The following is a 22,410-nucleotide window of genomic DNA, read 5'->3' as shown; positions in this document are numbered from 1 at the left end:
CACACCGACTATCGAAGGCCGCTGAGCACGTTCAAAGAAACCATCGATTGCGTAATTGGGCTCCACTTTCACCGGATGGCCGCTGAATAAGCCTCAATCCTCATCATGCACCACATCGAAACCAACCGCCATGCAGGATGGAAAGGCTCAATGCCCATCCGAGCACTACTCAATGCCTCCAGTCGATAGCTAACCGACTCTGCTTCGACCCTGATTCCATCAGAGAGGCACTGATTCTTTCATCACCAATATCGCCGCCGTGAACCGCAACTACGCCATGATAGCACCAGCCCGCGGGAACTACTCGGACTCGCTTAAGGACTTTGCCAAATCCCACCGGATCACCGCAGGACTTCCCTAGATTGCGGGTCGTAAACGATCAGTCCATTCTCAGCAGCCAGAACTCTAACAACGGCCGACACCTCCTGCGCTCGCGACCAGGAGATCTGCATCAGAACGCACTCGTTGTTGAAATAAACCTCTGATGCCCAAGGCGCCGCAAGCCCGTTATCGTCCGGATAAAACTCCAACAAAGAATTCAGAAACTTCGATACTTTTGGTCCACCTTCAACGACACCGACCTCTCCATCCGACAAGCGATCATAGACATCGAAGGCCTCTTCCCCTGTCGGCACTCCCAAATGACGCCACACAGCCAGACTGAAGCTCACCGTCCACCTCCAAGAACTTCCAAATCGTCGAAATCTATATCATCTGTCCCACCATACATCCAGAACGCCGTGAACCGTCACACCTCCTCTACCCACCGCCGTCACACCCTTTCTATTCAGATTGTCATCAAAGAATTTTTGATGCGGATCCTTTTTCGCGCCGCCACCCTTCGTTTCAATACCGAACCACTCACCCTCCACCTTGACCAATCCATCGCATTTGCGGGCCTTGTTGATCGGGACGGACCAGACCTCAACCTCTTGTCGAATTACTTCGAACCCTTCGAGCTCCAGCTGGTCCCATACATGGACCTCATCATCCGCGCCAACCTGCCCGCCGCCATTTCCATTACCAAACTTGCCGTTATCCCAACGCACCTGACCGCCAGATTCACATTGACATGTCGTCGAGTGTCCACCCTGACCGCCGCCACAATTATGAACGAGCACCGATTCGTCGTTGGCTATCACGTAATACGTGTGGATGTCGCTGACGGTTATGTTGTGGATGGTGGCGGCCTGGGTGGTCCAGCGATTGATCGCTGTGATCTGGACCCAAGTTCCACTGCTCGTCTGTAGCCATTGGTTGAGCTGGAGATCGGTGGCGTCTAGCCACTTGTCCAGCTCAGGCGCCCAGAAGGGGTGACCGTCGGTCGCGGTGATCGCCGCGGTATCCGTGCCGTGCTCGCCGTCGGTGTCGATGACAATCTCGACCAGGTGTTTGACACCGTGACCGGTGATGGTTGCGGTAACTGTCTTCGACTCGGTCTCACCGGTCTCGGCGTCGGTGGCTTGGACGGCGTCGCCGGTCTGGACGTCCTCGATCGGCTTGGTAGTGCCGTCGGCCATCAGCACCCGGGTACCCGGGACAAAGCTATTGCCGTCCGTGGGACACGACTCACCGCCGCTGCTGCCACCATCGCTGCGGCCACCTCCGCCGACGTTATCGGCCTTGGTAGGCGCCTGCTTCTTGCCACCGCCGTTGCTGGCTGCCGATGAACCACCCGGGTTGGCCTTCGCCTGGGCCTGTTTCTGGACGGGTGCACCGGTCTTCTTAGTCAGATCGGTTGCCTTGGCGCTGGCGGTCTTCGCCAGATCGGCAGCCTTCTTCGCCGCCGCCTGCGCAGCCTTCTTCGCCTTCTCGGCAGCCAGCTTCTTGGCGGCCAGGAACGCCGCCTCCGCAGCCTTGGCGGCGGACATGACCCGCTCGGCAATCTTCCGGGCGGTCTGCCACGCCTTGATCGCCGAGATCGTCAGGTCGATCGCCTTGGCGATTTTCGGGATTTTGGCGATCTTGCCCCAAGGGACTGCGCCGATGATCAGGCTGCCGCAGGCCCACATGTCACCGCCGAAGCAGTTGATCGCATCGTTGATGCCCAGGAACTCGGCCAGAATGTTCCACGCGGCCCCGAGGATGACCGAGACCAGCGAGCTGTTCATCGCCGCCTGCGCCTGCGCCACCTGCGCACTCGACAGGCCCGCACCTCGGTAAGCGGCGTCCATTTCCGTCGCCGACAGACCGGAGACCGACAGACCCGACGGGTCCGACAGGGTCATCGGGTTGTTGTGTGCGTAGGAGTAGCCGTTGTTCTGGACCGGATCGGCGAGGTCGAGCAGCGGGTCTGCCGATAGGAAGCGACCTGCGACCGGGTCGTAAAGACGCGCGCCCAGAGGCACATAACCCGAAGCATCATCCGGCGTCGCGCCGAGGTAGCCGGCCTTCGTCTCCATCTTCGCGCCGAGCGTGGACACGCCGCGCTGGTTGCCGAACGGGTCCTGCTTGCGGATCCGTGTCTCCATGCCGTCCGCGAGCATGATCTCCGCGGAAGGTGTGCCCTGCGGGTCCGAGGCCACCGCGACCATGCCGGAGCCGGAAGCGTTCGTGTAACGCATCACCCCGCCGCCAGGCGCGGCATACGAGCGCTGCACCGACACCTGTACGCCACCGGTCTGCACCGTCAGCGTGGTCTCGCCCAGCATCAGCGTCGCCTGACGCCCCTGCACCGTAATCAGACGCGAGCCACCCGGCCCGTAAATGTGCCGGGTCTGGTTCTGCGCCTCCCACTTCTGCTCACCGCCGGTACCGCACGTGGCGAGCACGATCGGCGTGCCGTTCGCACCGCTGGTGTTCTGCACCGCGATGCACAGACCGGAAGCCTGGTGGCTCAGCCGGCCGGAGGCGTCGCGCGTCGCCTGCTGGTTCGCGGAGCCGTCACACTTCTGGACCTGCACCGCGGATCCGGCCGTGGAGCCGGCCGGAACGACGCACCAGTCCTGGAGGATCGACAGCGTGCCCAGATTCGGGTTCGACTGGTTCGGCGCCGGGTTGAAGGAGAACTTTTGCGCGGCCGTGCCGTTGCAAGCCGTGGACTGCAACGGCACACCCGCCGTTGGTACGCCTGCCTTGAGGTCGAGACACTTCGCGGCCAGACCCACATACTCGGTCTTGCCCGTCCCGCCCTGACCGGAGATGGTCTCGATCTGGCCGTCGTACGTCCAGGTCAGCTCCTGCTTGTCGCCGTTCTGGATCGAGGTGACCGACTTCGTCTCGCCGGTCACCTCGTACAGCCGGGTCGCCTCCGCCGTCACCTGCGCGCCAGCCGGCGTTGTGTACTTCTTACCGACCTTCGTCAGCGTCCGCGGCTGCGAACCGTCCGCCGCACCATATGAATACGTCGACGTCGCGTCCTTGGCGGCGTTCCCGGTCAGGTCCTTCTCGACAAGCTTCTTACGGTTACCGAGCAGGTCGTACTCGTACTCCTGCCAGTAACCCGTCTTGTCCACACCCGCATCGGCCAGCACCGTGCCATCCGTGCCGACCGGACCCGGCGCACACGTGAACTGGCTCTTCGCCGTCCACGCCTTCGTCAGCTGACCACGCGCGTCATACGTAAAGCACTGCCGCTCATCGATCCCGGCGCTGTCCTCCCGGATATCGGTGATGTTCCCGGCCGCGTCGTAGGAGTAGTTGCGCTGCGACACCAGATTGCCCGAGACCAGCAGCTTGTTCCCGGTCTGCTCGCGGTACACCCGGCTCTGCTTCAGCTCACCGCTGGCCTCGTCGTAATCAGCCAGGGCCCAGACACGGTACGGCTGGGAGCCCAACGTCGACCGGACCACCTGCCCGTACGGCGAGTTAGACCGTCTCCGTCCCGTACCAGTCGTTACCGGACACCGACAGCGGCAGACCGTCGTTCGAGTACCGGACCAGCAGCTTCTCGCTCGGCAGACTGCCCACCGCGGGAAGCACCGACGACTCCGGCAGCCCGGTGTCCGTGTAGGAGTACGAGTACGTGTACGAGGTCTTGAAGCCCCACGTGTCCGACACCGATTGCGGCAGCGTCAGCGTCGTCGACGTCGGCTGGTAGTCGTTCGTGTAACCGCCGACGGTCTGGGTGTACGCCTCACCGCCGGTGTAGCGGGTCACCGACGCCGGCAGACCCACGCCGCCCGGCGCCGTGTCGTAGGTGTACCCGGCCAGCAGCGCACCCGTGCTGGAGTTGAGCCGCTGCGCGACCGGCCGGGACAGCTCGTCATACCCGGTCCACGTCGTCACACCGCGCGCGTTCGTCGTGGTGACCGGGCGGTCCCGGTGGTCGTAGGTCGTCGTCGAGGTACCGGTGTCCGGATCCGTCGAGACGGTCATCCGGCCGCGCTGGTCGAAGCCCCACGACCACGGCCGGTCCGGGTCCTCGGAGTGCCGGGCCTTGACCATCTGACCACGCGCGTCGTACTCGTACCGCATGCTGGTGAACGCGGTTCGCGCCGCGTCCGTGAACGTGTCGATCCGCGTCGAGCGGCCGTTGGCGTCGGACCAGATCCGGTAGGAGCTGGACCCGGCCGGGTTGATCACGGTGGAGTTGTCCAGGCCGTACTCGTACCGGGTGGCCCGCTCCGGCTTGTCGGCACCGTTGAGCACCGGCATCTCGGTCAGCACCCGGCCCATGCCGTCGTAGACGTACCGCGTCATGTTCGGAATCGCGGTATCGGCCAGCGGCGTGAAAAGCGAGGAGGACGGCTTGCCGGTCGCGAAGTAGGCGTTGTTCGACTGCCACACCTCGCCGGAGCTGTTGTACAGCGTGTCGGTGATCAGCCGGCCGCCGCCGACCGCCTCCTCCTGCGACTGCCGCTCGCGACCGAGCCCGTCGTACAGCGTGACCGACTCCTGCGACTTGTTCTCGTGCCCGCGCGCGTAGGTGGTGATGTACGGCGGCGCCCCGACCGGCGTGGTGTAGACGGCCTTGAAGTCCGGCAGCGTCGTCGCGGTCGGCGTCCGCCCCGGCGACCACGCCTCGGCCAACCGGCCCAGCGCGTCGAACCGCGCCTCGCTGACCTGTCCGTTCAGATCGGTGGTCTTCAGCGTGACCGCACGGCCCGGCTCCACCTCCTGGGTCTGCTTGTGCCCCAGCGAGTTCGTCGTGGTGGTCCGGAACGCCTGTCCGACCGACGGCTCATACGAGATCTTGGAGACCTTGCCGTCCACGTCCGTGCTCGACTCGACCCGGCCGATCGCGTCGAACGCCGTCGTCCCGCCGGACTGGAAGCCGGTCCCGTCCGCCTTCAGCGAGAACGTCTCCGTCACCAGACCACGCGTGCCGGCCTCCGGCGCGACACCGAAACCCTTGCCGTCGTACGACGTCCGCCCGCCACCGGCCAGCGAGGTCAGATCCGACCACGTCGCGTCCGCGCACAGAGTCGGGCTGGCCAGCATCTCCTTGGTCAGACCGATCATGTTCCGGTCGGCCCGGTGGTAGTACGTCGTCCACGTGCACGACTCGTCGCCGGTCTTGCCGTCGTCACCCAGCGACTCGATGTAGACAGGCAGCCCGTACACATCGTCGAACGTGGTCCTGGTCTCGATCGACCGGATCGTGCGCTTGTCGTCGCCGGTGCCGGAGGACTTTGCCCACGACTTCTGCCGCGGCTCGAGGATCCGCCACGCCTTCAGCGGCGGCAGGTCATCGCCCCGAGGACGAGAGGCAAGTTCCACCGCCTGTGGGTACGTCACGGAGCGCGTCAACCAGTCCGAGTCCGCCACGGACGCCGACGCATAGGTCAGCTCCTCCGCGACCCGCCCGGCGAACGGCTCGCGGTCCTTCGCGATCTCCTGCCCCGCGCTGTCCTTGACCGAGACGTCGTCGCCGAGTCCCTGGAAGTACCGGGTGACCGCCTTCGTCCGGCGGCTGCCGATGCTCGCGTCGTCCGCCCCGGACAGCACAGTCGTCTGCGCAAAGCCCGCGAAATTCGCGTACGTCCGCGTGGACTTCTTGCTGAACTCGGCCTCCGCAAGCCGCCACCGCGCACCCGCGTAGCTGTAGTTCGTCACCGTCGGGGGCGCGCCGAGAACGTTCGGCAGCTCCTGCACGGTCTCGACCACGTACTTGTGGAACCAGTCGATGTCCTCGACCGCCGGGTCCGGATGCCAGTACGACGGGTAGCAGAGCCGGTTGTTGGCCTTCAGCGCCGCGGTGTCGTTCTTGCCGGGCAGGCCCGTACCGGTGGCGCACTGGCCGGTCGGGGCCGCGTAGCGGACGATGGTCTCGCCGCCGTACTCGTTGATCACGCGGGCGATGCGCAGCCGGGAGAAGCCGGGACGGTTGTCGTCCTTGACCCGGTTCGGCATGTCCTCCGCGTTGGACTCGAAGCGGACCGGATTGAGGGTGATCTTCTGGCCGGCGGCGCCGTTGCGGTCGTAGCCGGTGCGCAGGATTGACTCCAGCCACAGCGCCGTGTTCGGACCGGTCTTCAGCACCGGGAACGACTGACGCAGCTGGTACTCGTCGACGGTCTGGCGCGCGGTCGAGTGCTCGCACCGCTGCGCGGAGGTGGTGATCTTCTCCAGCCGCTTGCGGGAGTAGAACGACGGGTTCGCGTTCCAGCACTGCTTACCGGCCGCACAGTTCAGGTCGGCCGGCGTGTCGTACCAGATCCGGTACTTGCCCGGGTCCTTCGACGCGAAGTTCGCATCCGTGCAGGTCACGCCGTCCTCGGCGAAGCACCGCTCGGCCACCGAGAACGCGACGCTCGCGATCACCGGCGCGGAGAACAGCGTGTCCCGGCGCTGCCCGTAGTCGATACGGGTCAGGTAGCCGCCACGGTCGTACGCGACCGGCTTGTTCCAGCCGAAGTTGCGCGCGTAGTAGCCCTGCTCCTTCTCCCACCAGAAGCTCATCGCGTTGCCGTGCACGTCCTCGACGTAGTCGAGCGACCAGCGCCACCCCTGGTAGCAGGAGGAGTCCGCGAACTTCGCCTGGTAGCACGGCTCGTCCGCGTGGTTGCCGAAGACCGGCACGTTGAGCACGGAGTTCGTCTCCGGCTTGCCGGACGTCCAGCCCGGCAACCGGTTCATGCCGAAGTGGTACTTCGTGCCGTCCCGGGTGGTGACGACCCAGTACTCGCCGTTCAGAGCGCCGTTGCCGCTCGCGCCGCTCGTGTTCTGCGTGATCACGGAGCCGTCGCCGTTCGCGGTCGTCCACTTACCGCCCGCCCAGACCAGCTCGGTGGTCGATCCGCCCAGCGACAGCGTCGCGTTGTTCGAGCCCCAGCACATGTCGCCGGAGCGATGGTCCTTGTTGTTCGGCGTCCCGACCTTCGAGTCCTGCGCACAACTGGTGTAGGTGCGGGTGATCGATCCGGCGCTGTAGTCCCAGCCGTCGCCGATCCATGACGCCTGGTTGTTCGAGGCGGAGGTGCGCCCATCGACGGTCTGCGAGGAGTAGCCCAGCGCGACCTTCGGGTTCAGGCCACCCGCGGTCTCCGGCACGTGCACCTGGTACGAGTACGTGAACGCGCCGGACGACTGGCCGGCGGCCCAGGAACCGGAGGACAGCAGCGGCGTGGCGGTGAAGTCGCCCGACGAGGACGCGCCGGTGTCCAGCGCGCCGACCACGCCGGACCCACCGGCCGCCGCACGCGCGTTCGCCGCGGCCGGGTTCAGCAGCCCGGACAGCGGCACCGTGCCGGTGACCACCCGGCGCTCGCCCTGGGCGCTGCGCGCGTTGGCCGGAGCCGGGATCACCTCGACGTCGCTCCGGACCTCAGCAGGCGGAGCGGGCTCGGACGCGCAGTCACCGCCGGTCGGGTTGTCGTAGACGCAGTCCGGCAGCAGCATCAGGCCGAAACGGTCCGCGGCCTGCGGCCCGTACAGGTCGGCGAAGGTGGTGTAGTCGACGCTCAGCGCAACCGAGGCGTCCGGGTTCGTGGTGGCGGGCGGCGTGACCTTCATGATCAGACCGGACACGCCGGCGTCCTGGGACGCCTCCGGCGCGGCCAGATCGACCTTCCAGCTACCGGCCAGATCGGCCGGGTTCCCGCCGTCCGGCACGCCGAGCGAGACCGGCAGGTCGTCGTGCTCAGCGCCGTCGGCTACGACCCGGACGACAACCTTCGCGGCCTGCGCTTCCGCTTCTGGAAGGTCGGCGAGGGCTGGCCGAACGGCACGGAGATCCCGGCGTCGAACGGCCAGCGGGTCAGCGTCACCATCCCCAGCACCGCCCTCGAGGACAAGGCCACCTACAACTGGGAGGTCACCAGCGAGGACCAGATGGGCGCGTACTCCACGAACTATCCGCCGAACACCGACTGGGCCTGCCGAATCACCATCGACGCCTCCGCTCCGCCAGCGCCCACGGTCGTCAGCGCCGACTTCCCCGCCGCTACCGCCGACGGACGCACCTGGTCCAAGGCCCCATTCGGCACCGGCGGTAGCTTCACGTTCACCGCGGAGGGCGCCAGCCGGTTCTCGTACGCGCTCGACGGCGTCAACCCGGTCTTCACCAACAGCAACAGCACGCTTACCGTGCCGGATCTCAAGCCGCGGCATGCCGGGCCGACAAGCCTCGTGGTCCGTTCCTATGACGCGGCCGGTAACCAGAGCGAGGCAACCACCTACACGTTCTACGTCACGCCGCGGTCCGGCGCGGACGGCCCGAACGACGTCACCGGCGATGGGCTCGTCGACCTGGTCGTGATCGATGCGAACGCGCAGCTCCGCACGTACCCCGGCGACACCGGGGGTGAGCTGGACCAGTCGCTGGCCGCCTCGTACATCACCGACGGCACGATGAACCCCGAGGGGCATTTCTACGACTGGGGGACCGGTAAGGCCGCGCTGATCGCGAAACACAACGACGCCTACCCGGGCGACGGCATCACCGACCTGTTCGCCCGTACCCCCGACGGCGGTTTCTGGATCTACCCGGGTGACGGGTACGGAAGCTTCAACGTCGATCAGCGCCTCCGGGTGCTGCTCCCGGCGAACGCACCGGCGCCGTCCAGCTGGACCCAGATCAAGGCGGTCGGCGACATCACCGGCGACCGGTACCCGGACCTGTTCCTACGCGCGGGAACGTCGTTCTGGGCGTTGACCGGCTACACCGGCGGCAGCTTCACCCAGGCAGTGGAGCTGGACAACGCGGGCTGGGACAACCGGGACATCATCAATGTCGCGGACATGGACCTCGATGGCACGCCGGACCTGCTGTGGCGGGATGTGAACTCCGGCGTGGTGTCGGTGCGGCACGGAAAGCCGGGCGCCGTCGCCGGCAGTGTCACGCTGGAATCGATCGGTAAGGCCTCCGGCTCACGCTCCGGCGACGTCAGCGTGGGCACCGGCTTCACCCAGGCCGCAGCCTCCGCAATGATCGGCCTCCCGGACACCAACGGTGACAAGATCCCGGACCTCTGGGTACGCGCCGGGAGCAACGGCTGGATGGCGGTCTACCACCCGAGCAAGACCGCGATCGGTGCCCCGATCGGCGACGTGATCTGGGCGGACTGGCGCGGAATGAAGGCGTTCGCCTGACATAGCTGAAGGGCCGGGACGTCCCGGCCCTTCAGCACAGGTCGAGCCGGCCGTGACATGGAGAGGTCTCAGCCCTGGTCGGCGGCCTTGCGGAGAAGGACTGAGCGTTCGCGGTCGTTGCCGCACAGCGCGGCGGCACGCTCCAATTCGGCGCGGGCCTCCTCTCGCCGCCCGAGCCGGGACAGCAGCTCGCCGCGCACGCTCGGCAGCAGGTACGACCCGGACAGGCCGTCCAGTTTGTCCACGATCAGCAGGCCGTGTTCCGGACCGTAGGCCATGGACACCGCCACCGCCCGGTTCAGCTCCACGATCGGGGACGGTGCGACGCGGCCGAGCGCCTCGTAGAGCAGCACGATCCGCTCCCAGTCGGTGTCCGCGACGGACGGGGCCGTGTCGTGGCAGGCGGCGATGGCGGCCTGCAGGCCGTACGGGCCGAGCCCGCGCGCCGAGGCCCGGTCCAGCGCCGCAAGCCCCCGCCGGATCGCGGATCGGTCCCATCGCCGGCGGTCCTGGTCCTCAAGCAGGATCGGCTCGCCGTCCGGGCCGGTGCGGGCGGGGAAGCGCGCGGAGGTCAGTTCGCAGAGCGCGAGCAGCCCGTGCGCCTCCGGCTCGTCCGGCAGTAGTGCGACGAGCATGCGGGCCAGCCGGATCGCCTCGCGGGCCAGGTCGGGGCGGAACAGGTCGGCGCCGGTCGTCGCGGTCGCGCCCTCGGTGAAGATCACGTAGAGCACGCTCAGCACGGTGCCGAGGCGGGCCCGCCGTTCGTCGGCGGCGGGCAGCGCGAACGAGATCCGGGCCGCTGCGATCGTCTTCTTCGCCCGGGTGATCCGGGCCTGCAGGGTCGGGACCGGGATCAGGAACGCGCGGGCGATCTCCTCGCTTGTCAGGCCGCCGACCGCGCGCAACGTCAGCGCCACCCGGGCCTCGGGCGCGAGCACCGGATGGCAGGCGGTGAAGATCAGCGCGAGCACGTCGTCGTCGATCCGGTCCGGGTCCCAGGACGGCTCGTCCTCGGAAGCGGGGCCGGCCAGCAGCGGATACCGCTTCTCCAGCGCGCTCCGGCGGCGGAATCCGTCGATCGCCCGCCGCCGGGCCGTGGCCAGCAGCCAGCCGGCCGGGTTCGCCGGGGTGCCGTCCCGGTCCCAGGAGACGAGCGCCTCGGCCAGCGCCTCCTGGGCCACGTCCTCCGCGAGCGCGAAGTCGCCGGTGTAGCGGGCGAGCGCGCTGACGATCCGCGCGGACTCGATCCGCCAGACCGCCTCGACCGCCCGCCGCGCCGACTCCCCGGAGACCGGCATTACAGCTGGCCGGTGCGCTCGCGCCAGGCCCGCTCAATGACGACCCACTTGTTGTCCTGCGGGAACTCGTCGATGCTCGGCACCCGGCGGATTTCGGCCTTCGAACCGGGGATCGCGGGCATCCGCTTCGCCCACTCGACGGCCTCCTCCTTGGTGGCCACATCGAGGAGGTAGAAGCCGCCGAACAGCTCCTTCGTCTCGCCGTAGGGGCCGTCCGTGACCACCGGGACCTCCCCGCTGTAGTCGACCACCACGCTGTTCGCGGCGTCCTCCAGGCCCTCGGCCGCGACAAGCACGCCGGCCTGGATCAGCTCGTCGTTGAAGCGGCCCACCGACTCAAGCATCTCGTCGAACGGAGTGTTGACCATCGTGGCCAGCGACTCGTCGGTGTTCCGCATGATCAGCATGTACTTCGCCATGATCGCTCTCCTCGTACCCGCACGGTCCGCTTCTCGGCCCCTGACACTCCCAGGTCGAACGGCCCGGCCCCGGATCGACACCGGCGCCGGCCTTTCTCGTATCGGCCGGGTCCGGCCGCGTGCCGGACTCACCCGGGAACGATCCCAGACCCCGAACCAGATCTTCCCGCTTCCGGCGTGGCGCAGCCCGCATGCTCCCGCGGGCCAACCTCGCTTCGGGCAAAGACTCCGCTGGCGCTCCGCTTTGCCCTTCGCATCGGAGCCGGTTCCGCCGTGGCCGGGGAGCCCCGCCGGTGCCGGTTCCGCGGCGTCGTCACGGCTCGTGCGACGGGGCGCTATCCGGTCGGGAGGAGGACTGTGAAGGTGGCACCGTGGCCGGGTGTGCTGGTGGCGGTGACGTCGCCGCCGTGGGCGCGGGCCAGCTGGCGGGCGATGGGGAGGCCGAGCCCGCTGCCGCCGGTGGTCCGGGAGCGGGAGCCGTCCGCGCGCCAGAAGCGGTCGAAGACCTTCGGCAGGTCGGCGGGGGCGATGCCGGGGCCGGTGTCGGACACGGCGATCACCATGCGGCCGGGGCGCATCGAGAGGCGCACGGTGACCGCGCCGCCGGGCGGGCTGTGCCGGATCGCGTTGGAGACCAGGTTGCCGACGATCTGGCGCAGCCGCACCGGGTCCACGATGACCTCGGGGTCGTCCGTGGTCTCCAGCCGGAGCGGGACCGCGCCGCTGCCGCGGTGCGCGTCGAGCAACTGTTCCAGCAGGTCGCGCACGTAGGTCGGTTCCGGGTGCACGCGTAGGCTGCCGGCCTCGAGCGCGGCGATGTCGCGCAGGTCGTCGACCACGTGGTGGAGCAGCACGGACTCGTCGACAAGCAGGTCAAGTACCTCCTGGTCGACCTCGACCGCACCGTCCCGCGCGGTCTCCAGCCAGGTACGGATGTTCGTCAGCGGCGTCCGCAGCTCGTGCGCGATGTCGTTGACCATGGCGGTACGCTGCCGCTCCAGCGCCTGCCGCCGGGCCGACAGGTCGTTGAACGCGGTCGCCAGGTAGCCGATCTCGTCGTGCGTGGTCACCGGCACCGGCGTCTGCCGGTCCGCGGGCGCACGGGCGGCGTCGGTGAGCGCGCGCAGCGGCCGGACCAGCCGGCGCCCGACCACGATCGTCGCGGCAAGCGTGAGCAGCAGGATGACAAGCGCGGTACCGGCGATCCGGAGCGTGTTCGCGGTGGAGAGCGTGACAGTGGGTACCGGCGCGGCGAGGCCTGTGACGAAGAGCAGCGCCGGCGCCGCCACGTAGGGCCGCAACTGGGCGCGGCGCGCTTCGTCGATGCAGTCCCGGACGCGGCTGTCCAGTTCGGAGGTGGGTGGGTCGCCGTCGTACCGGGGCGTGAACTCGGGTGTGATGGTGTAGTCGGCCTCGTCGACGTTCCCGCTGTTGCACCTGTGGGTGAGGCCGGCGAGCGCGGCCAGCGGGGCCCGTTCCGTCTCGACCGGGTCGAGTCGTCCGTTGAGCGTGCAGGGCGTGATCGGCGGGGATCCACCGCCGATCGCACGGACTGTCGGCCGGCCGCTGGGCAGCTCGACCACCTCGGCCGCGAGGTTCTGCTTGCGCAGGCAGTCGACCTCCAGGTCGGCGAGCCGGTGCAGCCGCTGGCGTTCCGGGTCGGTGAGGCGGTACGGCCCGACCGCGTCCGGGTGGATCCGCTCACCTGTGTCCCGCACGATGCCCCGGTCCAGCGCGAGCGGGTCGACAGTGGCGGTGGGCACGTCCGAGGCGGCGACCGCCTCCGCCGCGTCCGGGGACGACGCCGCGATCAGGCCCCGGTCCGGCGTGGTCAGCGCGATCCGGGTGCCGGTCAGGTCGGCCTGCCGCCGCACCAGTTCTTCGGCGCCGGCCCAGCTGTCGTGGCCGGCCGCGTACCCGATGATCGCGTTGTAGACGTCGGTGTCGGACGCGAGCGTGCGGCTCTGCTCCTGGGTGACCGCGCGCGTGGTGAGCTGCACGGTCAGCCATGCGGTCGCGGCGATCGCGCAGACCGCGATCAGCATGGACGTGGCCAGCAGCCGGACCAGCAGGCTGCGGTGCAGTGGGACGGCGCGGCCCATCAGGCGCCGGCCAGCTTGTAGCCGACGCCGTAGACGGTCAGCAGCAGCGTGGGGCGGCGCGGGTTCGGCTCGATCTTGCGGCGGAGGTTCGACATGTGGGTGTCGATCGCGCGCTCGGTGGAGTCCCGGCCGTACCCCCGGGTCTGTTCGAGCAGCTGGGCGCGGGTGAACACGCGTTCCGGCCGGTCTGCGAGCGCGGCCAGGATCGCGAACTCGTCGGGCGTGCAGTCGATCTCCCGGTCCGCCACCGTGACCACCCGCCGGGTCAGATCGATCGTGATCGGCCCGGCCCGCAGCACGTCGCGGCTCACGACCCGGTCCGCGCGGCGGAGCAGCGTCTTGATCCGGGCGAGCAGCTCACGCGGCCGGTACGGCTTGGTGAGGTAGTCGTCGGCGCCCCGGTCGAGGCCGAGCAGCAGGTCGTCCTCGCTTGTCCGCGCGGTAAGCATCAGCACCGGTACGTCCGATTCACGGCGGATTACGGCGCACAGGTCGAGCCCGTCCATCTCCGGCATCATCACGTCGAGCAGCAGCAGATCGGGACGCAGCCGGCGCGCCTGGTCGAGCGCGGTGCGGCCGTCGTGCGTAATCGTGGTCCGATAACCGGCCGACTCAAGGTAACGACGCAATATCTCAGCGTGTTTACGGTCGTCCTCGGCTATCAGCAGATGTGCGGACACGACGCCGACTATAGATACCTGAAAGGATGTTTCAGCAGCTTGCGGGTTATTTCTGACAATAGGCGGAACCCTCACAACTTCCTGAAAATAATTCGCCAGGATCATCGCCATGTCTCTGGACGAAGACCGGCCGCATTCTCATCGGCGGCGGAATCGCATCGTGTCCGGCATCGTCGCGGCCGGGTCCGTGCTGGCAGTCACCGCCGCGGTGCTGGTGTGGACGCGTGGCGTGCGGGCGGCAGACGAGAAGCCCGCCGAGACGATCACCGTGTCGTCGGTGGCGATCGTCCGTACCGACCTGTCGACAAGCAGGTCCCTGGACGGGACCCTCGGCTACGGCACACCACGCGTGGTCAAGAGCGGACGCGAGGGCGTGGTGACCGGGCTGCCGGACGGCGGGAAGACGGTCGATCGCGGGCAGACGCTCTACCAGGTCAACGATGAGCCGGTCCCGCTGTTCATCGGCGCGCCGCCGCTCTACCGGACGATCTCCGGCGCGAACCTGACCGGCCGCGACGTCGCGATGGTCGCGAAGAACCTGAAAGCGCTCGGGTACGCCATCGGCGACCAGCCCCGCGCCGGCCGGCAGGTCCAGCAGACGGTGCAGGCCGACGCCGAACCGAACCCGAGCCCGAGCGCGGCCCCACCGGCGCCCAGCACCGAGTGGGTGACCGTACGCGAAGGCGAGGGCGTGCTGACCTCCGCCCTGACCGCCGCGATCAAGAAGTGGCAGCGGGACCTCGGCGTCGACGACGACGGCGTGATCCAGGTCGGCGATCTGGCCGTGCTCCCCGGCGCGGTCCGCGTCGACTCCATCGCCGTGCAGGTGGGCGACCCGGCCACCGGCGACCTGATGTCCGTCACGCAGACCACCAAGGCGATCACCGCGTCCGCGTCCGTCGCCGAGACGGACGGGCTCAAACCAGGTGACAAGGTCACGCTGCGCATGCCGGACGGCAAGGAGACGCCGGGCGAGATCGGCGAGATCTCCTCGGTCGCGCAGACGCCGGACGGCTCCACCGCCGGCGCGCCGCAGCAGGTCACCGTCACGGTCACGATGACCGACCCGAACGCGGCCGGCCGGCTCGACGGCGGCGGCGTCGAGGTGAAGGTGGCCGGCGAGACGCGCGCGGGCGTGCTGGCCGTGCCGGTGACCGCGCTGCTCGCGCTGCGCGAGGGCGGCTACGCGATCCAGCTTGAGGACGGCCGCCGGATCGCGGTGACGATCGGCATGTTCTCCGGTGGCCTGGTCGAGGTCAGCGGCGACGGTGTGACCGAGGGCCTGATGGTGGTGACGACGTCATGACCCGCGTGCTCTCGGTCCGGGCGGCGAGCAAGCTCTACCCGGGCGGCGTCACCGCGCTCGACCACGTGTCGCTCGACATCGACGCCGGCGAGCTGGTGGCCATCCTCGGCCCGTCCGGCTCCGGCAAGTCGACGCTGCTCAGCATCATGGGCACGCTCGACAGGCCGACGTCCGGCACGGTTGAGCTGGCCGGGCACGACGTGGCCTCGCTCTCCGATAGGCGGCTGTCCGCGCTGCGCGGCCGCTGGCTCGGCTTCGTGTTCCAGCAGTTCCACCTCACGGACGGGTTGTCCGCGGTGGAGAACGTGGCGACCGGCCTGCTCTACGCGGGCGTGCCGCGCCGGCAGCGACGCGGGATGGCAGTGGCCGCGCTCGAGCGCGTCGGGCTCGGGCACCGGATCACCCACCAGCCGCATCAGCTCTCCGGCGGCGAGAAGCAGCGGGTGGCGATCGCCCGCGCGATAGTCAACGAGCCCGCGCTGCTGCTTGCCGACGAGCCGACCGGCGCGCTTGACACCGCGAACGGGCGGGCCGTGCTGGACCTGTTCCACCGTCTGCACGCGGAGGGGTCAACGATCGCGCTGATCACCCACGACCGGGACATCGCGGCCCGGCTGCCCCGCCGGGTCGAGGTCCGCGACGGCCGCATCGTCGGCGACAACGGCAGACCCGGCGGCAACGACAGGCCCGGCCCCGATAGCAGGCCCGGCGCCGACGGCAGGCCCGGCGCCGACGGCAACGGCAACGGCAACGGCATCACCGACGCCACAGTGGAGATCGCCCGGGTGCGGGCCCGATGAACGGTGACGTCAAGCCGGTCCGGCTCGCCTTCGCCGACGTGCTGTCGCTCGGCACGATCGGGCTTCGCACCCGCCGCATGCGGGCCGTCCTCTCCGCGCTCGGCATCGCGGTCGGCATCGCCACAATGGTCGCGGTCACCGCGATCCCGGAGTCGAACGAGCGCGCGCTGATGAACGAGCTGGCCGCGCTCGGCCCGAACCTGCTGCAGGTCACCGCGGCGGACAATCCGGAGCAGGACTTCGGCCTGCCTGCGGAGTCGGTGGAGATGGCCGGCCGGATCGGGCCGGTGACAAGCGTGACCGCGGTCGCGAACACGCACACGCTTGTCCGCCGTTCCGACCTGACCGACCCGCGCGACGGCTCCGGGCTGGCCGTGCTGGCCAGCCGCCCCGACCTGCTCGACACGCTTGAGGTGACCATGTACTCCGGGCACTTTCTGGACCGGGCCGGCGGTGCGGTCCCGACGGTGGTGCTCGGGTCGGTCGCGGCGTCCCGGCTGGGCATTCCGTCCGTACCCTCGGATGCTCCTCCGCCTCAGGTCTTCATCGGCAAGAGCTGGTTCGCGGTGGTGGGCATCCTCGCCACCACGCCGCTGTCCCCGGAAATCGACCGGGCCGTGCTTGTCGGCTGGGAGGCCGCGCAGACAGAGCTTGGTTTCGACGGCCGGCCCACGGTGATCTACCTGCGGGCCCGGGAGGCGGCGATCGAGTCGGTGCGTGCGGTGCTGCCCGCCACCGTGCACCCGCAGCAGCCGAGCCGGGTGCGGGTCACGCTGCCGTCCGACGCGCTGTTCGCGAAGCGCGCCACCGAGCAGACGTTCTCCGTGCTGTTCGTGGGCCTGGCCATGGTCGCGCTGCTGGTCGGCGGCATCGGCGTCGCCAACACCATGGTCATCTCGGTGCTGGAGCGGCGTTCCGAGATCGGCCTGCGCCGCGCGCTCGGCGCGAACCGCGGCCAGATCCGCATCCAGTTCCTCACCGAGTCGGTAGCGCTGTCCGCGCTCGGCGGCGGCGCCGGGACCGCGATCGGCATCGTGGGCACGGCCCTGTACGCGCTCTACAACGACCTGCCGGTGGTGGTCCCGGCGCCGGCCGTCGCGGGCGCGCTCGGCGGCGCGGTAGTGGTCGGCGTGATCGCCGGCGTCTACCCCTCCATCCGCGCGGCCCGGCTGCAGCCGACCGTCGCGCTGGCCTCGGCCTAGCCCTGTCATGGAAAGGGATCATCGAATGCTCACCCGTGTCACCATCGCGGCCGGCCTGGTGCTGCTGTTGGCCGCCTGCGGCGGAGAGGACAAACCCGCCGAGGGTACGGCAGACGTGGCGTCCCTGACCGCCACCTCCGGGGCCGCCGCGCCGTCCGCGTCCTCGGGGGCGCAGGAGCGGCCGCTGGAACGCCCGGATGCCACCCAGGAGGAGATCGCCCGCATGTACGCCGTGTTCGACGGTTGCATGGAACAGAACGGGTTCCCGCAGAAGGACGGCTCCGGAACGCTCAACCAGAAGGCCGCGGCGGAGAAGATCTGCGGGCATCTGCAGCCGGAGACCGCCTTCCAGCGCTCCCAGCGCCTCGACCCGGCGCACTACGGCGACCGGCTGCGCGACTGGGTCACCTGCATCCGCTCGCACGGCATCGACGCCTACGTCGAGGACGACAACCTCTTCTTCGAGAGCCTGCCCGCCGGCGAGGACGCGGAGCGCGTCGCCGAGTGTCAGACGAAAGCGTTCGCCGAGGTCCTGGAGGGATCAGCATGAACCGCCTCACCGCAATCACGCTCGCCGGCGGCCTCGCACTGCTGTTGTCCGCCTGCGGTGGCGGAGAAGCCGCGGAGAACACCGACGACGTCGCGTCGTTGGCGACGACGGGGGCGCCCGCCAGCCCGGCCGCATCCGCCACGTCCCCCGCATCCGCGGAGCGCCCGCTGGTCCGGCCGGACGCCTCGGAAGAGGAGGAGGACCGGCTCTACGACATCTACTGGACCTGTCTGACCGACCACGGCGTCCCCGGGTACTCGAAGGCGGCGGACGGAAGCGTCGAATCCGCGCCGAAGCCGGGCCCGGTGGGTGCGGGACGCGGAGGCGAGGACGACCCGGCGGCGCTCGCGGCCTGTGCGCACCTGGAGCCGGAGGCGCCCTGGCAACGCGCCCAGCGCATCGACCCGCACTACGCGGACAAGCTTCGCGACTGGATCACCTGTGTCCGCTCGCACGGCATCGACGCGTTCGAGAGCGAAGGCTTCCTCTCGTTCGAGAGCCTGCCCTCCGAGGACAAGATGAAGCTTGTCGACGAGTGTGAGATGAAGGCGTTCGACGTCGCCTGACTACCGGCCGGGGTACAGCGTGCTGTACCCCGGTTGGCCAGTTCGCTGCAATGACCCGGAGCCTCCGATCCGGTGGACTTGAACCCGTCAGACAAACGGCGAAAGTCCCTGATCGGAGCGCATGATGGACGGCCTGCGAGCCCTGGTACGACGATTCCCGGTGCTGAGCTTCTTCACGCTCGCGTTCGGGATCAGCTGGTTCATGTGGACGCCCTACATCCTGTCCGACCACGGACTCGGCCTGGAGCCGGACATCAGGATCCCGGGTGGGCAGCTCGGCAGCCAGCTGATCGGCATGCTTCCCGGCGCCTACCTCGGCCCGCTTGGCGCCGCGTTCATCGTCACCGCACTCGCCGAGGGCCGGGCCGGACTGCGCCACTGGGCACACCGCCTGACGCACTGGCGGGTGGGCTGGCGCTGGTTCTTCGCCGTGCTGCTGATCGTGCCGGCCGCGATCCTTGTGGCGCCGCTCGCGCTGCCGAAGACCTGGGGCCACGTGACGACGCCGAGCCTGATCATCCTGGCGCTGTACGTCCCGCTGCTCATCATGCAGATCATCACCACCGCCGCAGCCGAGGAGCCGGGCTGGCGTGACTTCGCGCTGCCGCGGATGCAGAAGCGCTTCGGCCCGGTGCTCGGCACCACCTTCCTCGGCCTGCTGTGGGGCGCGTGGCACCTCCCGCTGTTCCTGACCGAGTGGGGCGGCCCGGAGAAGACCTGGTGGCTGCCGGTGATCTTCATCGTCGGATGCGTACCGCTGAGTCTGGTCATGACCTGGGTCTTCAACCGCACCAACCAGAGCGTCCCGCTTGTCATGCTGCTGCACGCCGGCATCAACACCACGTACTCGCTGGTCTGGGCCGAGGTCTACCCCACGCTCGAATCCAGCGACACGATGTGGGGTCAGCTGATCGCCTCCACCGCCGTCGCCGTAATCCTGATCATCGCCACCCGCGGCCGCCTGGGCCTGCAGGCGCCCCAGCCCGCCGCGGTGCCGGAGACGGCCCGCGCCGCCGCCTGAGAACCGGCGTAAAGCCCCTGGTGGTCCACGACCACCAGGGGCTTTACATATATAAGTCCGCGGTTAATATAGGCGGCATGACGACGATCGACACGTTCCTGATGTTCGAGGGCGCGGCCGAGGAGGCCCTCACCTTCTACGTGGGCCTGTTCCCCGACTCCAAGGTCCTGGACATCGAGCGGTACGGCCCGGAGGGACCCGGGCCGGAGGGCTCGGTCCTCCGCGCCTCGTTCCAGCTGGCCGGCAAGACCTACATGTGCATCGACAGCTTCGTGCAGCACGGGTTCACGTTCACGCCCGCGGTCTCGCTCTTCGTCCACTGCGACACCGAGGAGGAGTTCGACCGCCTCTACGCAGCGCTCTCCGAGGGCGGCTCGCCGCTGATGGAGGCCGGTGACCACGGCTTCAGCCGCAAGTTCGGCTGGACCAACGACCGCTTCGGCGTCTCCTGGCAGCTCAACCTCGCCTAAGCCACGTGAAAGGCCCGGCTCCGGCCGGGCCTTTCACGTCTCACCGGTCAGCGGCGCTTGGCCGCCTCGTAGCTGTCGATCAGTGCGCCGAGCTGGGCGAACTTCTCGGTGTACTGGACCGGGACCGTGCCCTCGGGCGTCGGCGGCCGGTTCGGATCGGTGTACTGGTCACCGAGGTTGGAGAACACCGAGATGATGTAGTGGCGCTTCCGCTTGCCGGGCAGCGACGACACGATGCCGGAGTCGGCGCCGCTGTTCGGCACCCAGCCGGGCTTGTGCGCGAACGTCACCTCGGCCGCCCGGTTGCACGGCCGCACGTCCTCGCCGAACGCGTTGCCGGCCACTGTCACGGTGCCGTCCGCGGCGATCCAGCGCGGCGCGATCTTCTGCGGGATGCCGGCGGCCGGGTACTCGCGGCCGCAGTAGTTCGTGGTCGACAGCATCCAGTTCCACCCCTGCTGGCGCAGCGTGGACAGGAAGAACTCGCGGGAGCCGCGGCTCAACTCGTTCCGGGTGACCGGGTGACCGTCAGGCGCGTTCCACAGCGTGCCGGGGCCGCCGTTGACGATCGCCAGCAGCTTCGCGGTGTCGAGTGAGGACATGGTGAGCGCGTTGGTCCAGCGGCCGCCGTTCTCCGGGCGGGTGTTCTGCAGCCGCAGCGTCTCCAGGCCGAGGTCCCGGAACGTCTGGTTCAGCGCGTCGACCGCGTTGTTGTCCCAGAGGAACTTGATCAGCGCGCAGCTCGCCTCGTTCGACGACTCGGTAAGCGACGCGTCCAGATATCCGCGAAGCGTGTTCGACGAGGCCGGGCCGCAGAGCGTGCTGGGCAGCGTGGGCTCGTAGACGTAGGTGTCGTCCAGGCCGGCCACGCCGCGGTCGACCAGGCGCAGCACGCCGAACGCGACCATCAGCTTCAGCACCGAGGCGGGGTAGGGCGACATGAAGTCAAGCGGCGCGTCCTCGCGGCCGGGCACGATGTCGACAGTGCCCTGCCCCTGATTCGCGTACCAACCGGCGTCGTCCCACTCACGCCAGCGCACGTCGTCGGTGTGCAGGTTCCGGTCCACGTCGACGATCACGCCGGCCGGGTACTGCGGGCTCATCAGCACTGTCGCGGAGTCGACGATCCGGCCGGCGGAGTCCAGCTCCAGCACTGTGGCGTCGATCTGCGGCTGCTGCGAGATCGGCGCGGCCGCGGGCGCGACCGCCGCACGGCGTACCCCCGGCGCTGCTTCTTTGTCGGTGGTCACCACCGAGGCCCGGGCCTGCGCCGTCGTCGGCGGCGCCAGATCAAGGACCTCTTCAAAATCTAGTCCGTCGAGGGTACGCCGGAGAAACTCGTCGAGCGGCGGCGTGTGCGACGCCGCGCTCGCCGAGGACGGCGCGAAGAGGACACCTATGCCCACGGTCAGCACTGTGAGGCCGGTGAGCAGGCGATTGTTCCTGTGCAATGGTCATCCCCGTCATTCAGGAGGGTTCATCACCCAGATCGCCCCCAGACTGCGCGTTGATCGGGGCGGTTGTCCACTGCGGAGTCAGTCCTCCGGCGCGCTCAGACCGGCCGCCTCGTCACGGTCCGCCCACTCCAGCAGCGGCGCCAGCGAGAACGCCTCCTCGTCGATGCGTGCATGCAGGTCGCCGCGGGCCGCGAACCGCTCCGGGACGGTCCGCACCGTGAAGTCACGCGGCTCGAGCGACGGGATCTCCGACCAGTCCACAGGCGTGGAGACCGTGGCCTCCGGCACGCCGCGCACCGAGTACGCACTGGCGATGGTGTGGTCACGCGCGTTCTGGTTGTAGTCGACGAACAGCGCGGCCGGGTCGCGGTCCTTGCGCCACCAGGCCGTGGTCACCTCGGACGGCGCGCGCCGCTCCACCTCACGCGCGAACGCCAACGCGGCCCGGCGCACGTCAGCGAAGCCCCACTCCGGCGCGATCCGGACGTAGACGTGCAGCCCACGGCCGCCGGACGTCTTCGGATAGCCGGTGATGCCCAGGTCGTCGAGGACCTCGTGGGCGACCGCGGCCACCCGGCGCACCCGGTCGAACGGGCAGTCAGGCATCGGGTCCAGGTCGATGCGCCACTCGTCCGGCTTCTCGGTGTCGGCGCGCCTCGAATTCCACGGGTGGAACTCGACCGTCGACATCTGCACCGCCCAGACCACGTCCGCGAGCTTGGTCACGCAGACCTCGTCCGCCTGCCGCTTGTACCGAGGGAAGAACACCCGGACCGTCTCCAGCCAGGGAGGCGCGCCGTTCGGCACCCGTTTCTGGTGCACCTTCTCCCCCGCCAGGCCGTCCGGGAAGCGGTGCAGCATGCAGGGCCGCTCGCGCAACGCCCGGACGATCCCGTCGCCGACCGCCAGGTAGTAGTGGACCAGATCGAGCTTGGTGATCCCGAGCTGCGGAAAATAGACCCGGTCCGGGTTCGACACCCGTACCTCGTGGTCGCCGGCGTCGATCATGATCGCCGGCGATGTGCCTGCCGCCATGGACCCGAATCTAGCCGGTACGCTCCGTGT

General features: G+C 68.9%; 15 protein-coding genes and 1 pseudogene. 8 read left to right on the top strand and 8 right to left on the bottom strand.

All coding sequences use genetic code 11. The features are described from left to right. Positions 1-341: 341 nt before the first annotated feature. Complete coding sequence (locus ACIA8K_RS27790) at positions 342-671, bottom strand: hypothetical protein (protein WP_396064304.1); 330 nt, start codon at positions 669-671, stop codon at positions 342-344. Positions 672-1,100: 429 nt separating this feature from the next. Beyond that, positions 1,101-8,100: pseudogene (locus ACIA8K_RS27785) on the bottom strand (ricin-type beta-trefoil lectin domain protein); the annotation flags it as partial. Here ACIA8K_RS27785 and ACIA8K_RS27780 point away from each other — a divergent pair. Next, positions 8,020-9,474: an FG-GAP repeat domain-containing protein gene (locus ACIA8K_RS27780; RefSeq protein ID WP_396064322.1), complete on the top strand. Its 1,455-nt coding sequence runs from the start codon at positions 8,020-8,022 to the stop codon at positions 9,472-9,474. The pseudogene ACIA8K_RS27785 and the gene ACIA8K_RS27780 sit on opposite strands and share 81 nt — an antisense overlap. Positions 9,475-9,542: 68 nt before the next feature. Here the strand turns inward: ACIA8K_RS27780 and ACIA8K_RS27775 are convergent, their stop codons facing one another. The 4 genes from ACIA8K_RS27775 to ACIA8K_RS27760 all read right to left on the bottom strand — a co-directional run bounded on the left by ACIA8K_RS27775 (position 9,543) and on the right by ACIA8K_RS27760 (position 13,973). Further along, positions 9,543-10,772 (bottom strand): RNA polymerase sigma factor, encoded by a 1,230-nt coding sequence (locus tag ACIA8K_RS27775; protein WP_396064302.1) that lies wholly within the window; start codon positions 10,770-10,772, stop codon positions 9,543-9,545. Next, complete coding sequence (locus ACIA8K_RS27770) at positions 10,772-11,191, bottom strand: YciI family protein (RefSeq protein ID WP_396064300.1); 420 nt, start codon at positions 11,189-11,191, stop codon at positions 10,772-10,774. Before ACIA8K_RS27770 ends, ACIA8K_RS27775 begins: the two co-directional genes overlap by 1 nt. A gap of 335 nt (positions 11,192-11,526) precedes the next feature. Further along, positions 11,527-13,293: a sensor histidine kinase gene (locus ACIA8K_RS27765; protein WP_396064298.1), complete on the bottom strand. Its 1,767-nt coding sequence runs from the start codon at positions 13,291-13,293 to the stop codon at positions 11,527-11,529. Then, positions 13,293-13,973, bottom strand: a complete 681-nt coding sequence (locus ACIA8K_RS27760; protein WP_396064296.1) for a response regulator — start codon at positions 13,971-13,973, stop codon at positions 13,293-13,295. Before ACIA8K_RS27760 ends, ACIA8K_RS27765 begins: the two co-directional genes overlap by 1 nt. Positions 13,974-14,082: 109 nt before the next feature. Here ACIA8K_RS27760 and ACIA8K_RS27755 point away from each other — a divergent pair, with 109 nt between their 5' ends. The 7 genes from ACIA8K_RS27755 (at position 14,083) to ACIA8K_RS27725 (ending at position 19,888) form a co-directional block, all read left to right on the top strand. Then, complete coding sequence (locus ACIA8K_RS27755; RefSeq protein WP_396064294.1) at positions 14,083-15,279, top strand: efflux RND transporter periplasmic adaptor subunit; 1,197 nt, start codon at positions 14,083-14,085, stop codon at positions 15,277-15,279. Beyond that, positions 15,276-16,079, top strand: a complete 804-nt coding sequence (locus ACIA8K_RS27750) for an ABC transporter ATP-binding protein (RefSeq protein WP_396064292.1) — start codon at positions 15,276-15,278, stop codon at positions 16,077-16,079. Before ACIA8K_RS27755 ends, ACIA8K_RS27750 begins: the two co-directional genes overlap by 4 nt. Further along, entirely contained in the window at positions 16,076-17,281 is a 1,206-nt protein-coding gene (locus tag ACIA8K_RS27745) for an ABC transporter permease (RefSeq protein WP_396064290.1), read from the top strand. The genes ACIA8K_RS27750 and ACIA8K_RS27745 overlap by 4 nt, the downstream gene beginning before the upstream one ends. Positions 17,282-17,306: 25 nt before the next feature. Further along, positions 17,307-17,831, top strand: a complete 525-nt coding sequence (locus ACIA8K_RS27740; RefSeq protein WP_396064288.1) for a hypothetical protein — start codon at positions 17,307-17,309, stop codon at positions 17,829-17,831. Next, positions 17,828-18,397 carry a hypothetical protein gene (locus ACIA8K_RS27735; RefSeq protein WP_396064286.1) on the top strand — a complete coding sequence of 190 codons (570 nt, stop codon included), beginning with the start codon at positions 17,828-17,830 and terminating at the stop codon, positions 18,395-18,397. The genes ACIA8K_RS27740 and ACIA8K_RS27735 overlap by 4 nt, the downstream gene beginning before the upstream one ends. Before the next feature lie 124 nt (positions 18,398-18,521). Continuing rightward, positions 18,522-19,418, top strand: coding sequence for a CPBP family intramembrane glutamic endopeptidase (locus tag ACIA8K_RS27730; protein WP_396064284.1), 897 nt, complete (start codon positions 18,522-18,524; stop codon positions 19,416-19,418). A gap of 77 nt (positions 19,419-19,495) precedes the next feature. Next, positions 19,496-19,888, top strand: a complete 393-nt coding sequence (locus ACIA8K_RS27725) for a VOC family protein (protein ID WP_396064282.1) — start codon at positions 19,496-19,498, stop codon at positions 19,886-19,888. Positions 19,889-19,935: 47 nt separating this feature from the next. Here ACIA8K_RS27725 and ACIA8K_RS27720 read toward each other — a convergent pair whose 3' ends face one another. Both ACIA8K_RS27720 and ligD read right to left on the bottom strand, forming a co-directional pair. Next, positions 19,936-21,339, bottom strand: coding sequence for a serine hydrolase (locus ACIA8K_RS27720; RefSeq protein WP_396064280.1), 1,404 nt, complete (start codon positions 21,337-21,339; stop codon positions 19,936-19,938). Positions 21,340-21,423: 84 nt separating this feature from the next. Beyond that, on the bottom strand, positions 21,424-22,380 hold the full coding sequence (gene ligD, locus ACIA8K_RS27715; protein WP_396064278.1) for a non-homologous end-joining DNA ligase: 957 nt from the start codon (positions 22,378-22,380) through the stop codon (positions 21,424-21,426). Positions 22,381-22,410 lie beyond the last annotated feature (30 nt).

Source organism: Catenuloplanes sp. NPDC051500 (assembly GCF_044454585.1).
Taxonomy (GTDB): Bacteria; Actinomycetota; Actinomycetes; order Mycobacteriales; family Micromonosporaceae; genus Catenuloplanes.
The sequence above is the reverse complement of the archived record's forward strand: the minus strand, read 5'-3'. Positions and strand labels throughout refer to the sequence as shown.

Excerpts from the sequence above, each read along its gene's own strand:
- ACIA8K_RS27775 (WP_396064302.1), bottom strand. The coding sequence starts at position 10,772 with ATGCCGGTCTCCGGGGAGTCGGCGCGGCGGGCGGTCGAGGCGGTCTGG.
- ACIA8K_RS27770 (WP_396064300.1), bottom strand. The coding sequence starts at position 11,191 with ATGGCGAAGTACATGCTGATCATGCGGAACACCGACGAGTCGCTGGCC.
- ACIA8K_RS27765 (WP_396064298.1), bottom strand. The coding sequence starts at position 13,293 with ATGGGCCGCGCCGTCCCACTGCACCGCAGCCTGCTGGTCCGGCTGCTG.
- ACIA8K_RS27755 (WP_396064294.1), top strand. The coding sequence starts at position 14,083 with ATGTCTCTGGACGAAGACCGGCCGCATTCTCATCGGCGGCGGAATCGC.
- ACIA8K_RS27750 (WP_396064292.1), top strand. The coding sequence starts at position 15,276 with ATGACCCGCGTGCTCTCGGTCCGGGCGGCGAGCAAGCTCTACCCGGGC.
- ACIA8K_RS27745 (WP_396064290.1), top strand. The coding sequence starts at position 16,076 with ATGAACGGTGACGTCAAGCCGGTCCGGCTCGCCTTCGCCGACGTGCTG.
- ACIA8K_RS27740 (WP_396064288.1), top strand. The coding sequence starts at position 17,307 with ATGCTCACCCGTGTCACCATCGCGGCCGGCCTGGTGCTGCTGTTGGCC.
- ACIA8K_RS27735 (WP_396064286.1), top strand. The coding sequence starts at position 17,828 with ATGAACCGCCTCACCGCAATCACGCTCGCCGGCGGCCTCGCACTGCTG.
- ACIA8K_RS27730 (WP_396064284.1), top strand. The coding sequence starts at position 18,522 with ATGGACGGCCTGCGAGCCCTGGTACGACGATTCCCGGTGCTGAGCTTC.
- ACIA8K_RS27725 (WP_396064282.1), top strand. The coding sequence starts at position 19,496 with ATGACGACGATCGACACGTTCCTGATGTTCGAGGGCGCGGCCGAGGAG.
- ligD (WP_396064278.1), bottom strand. The coding sequence starts at position 22,380 with ATGGCGGCAGGCACATCGCCGGCGATCATGATCGACGCCGGCGACCAC.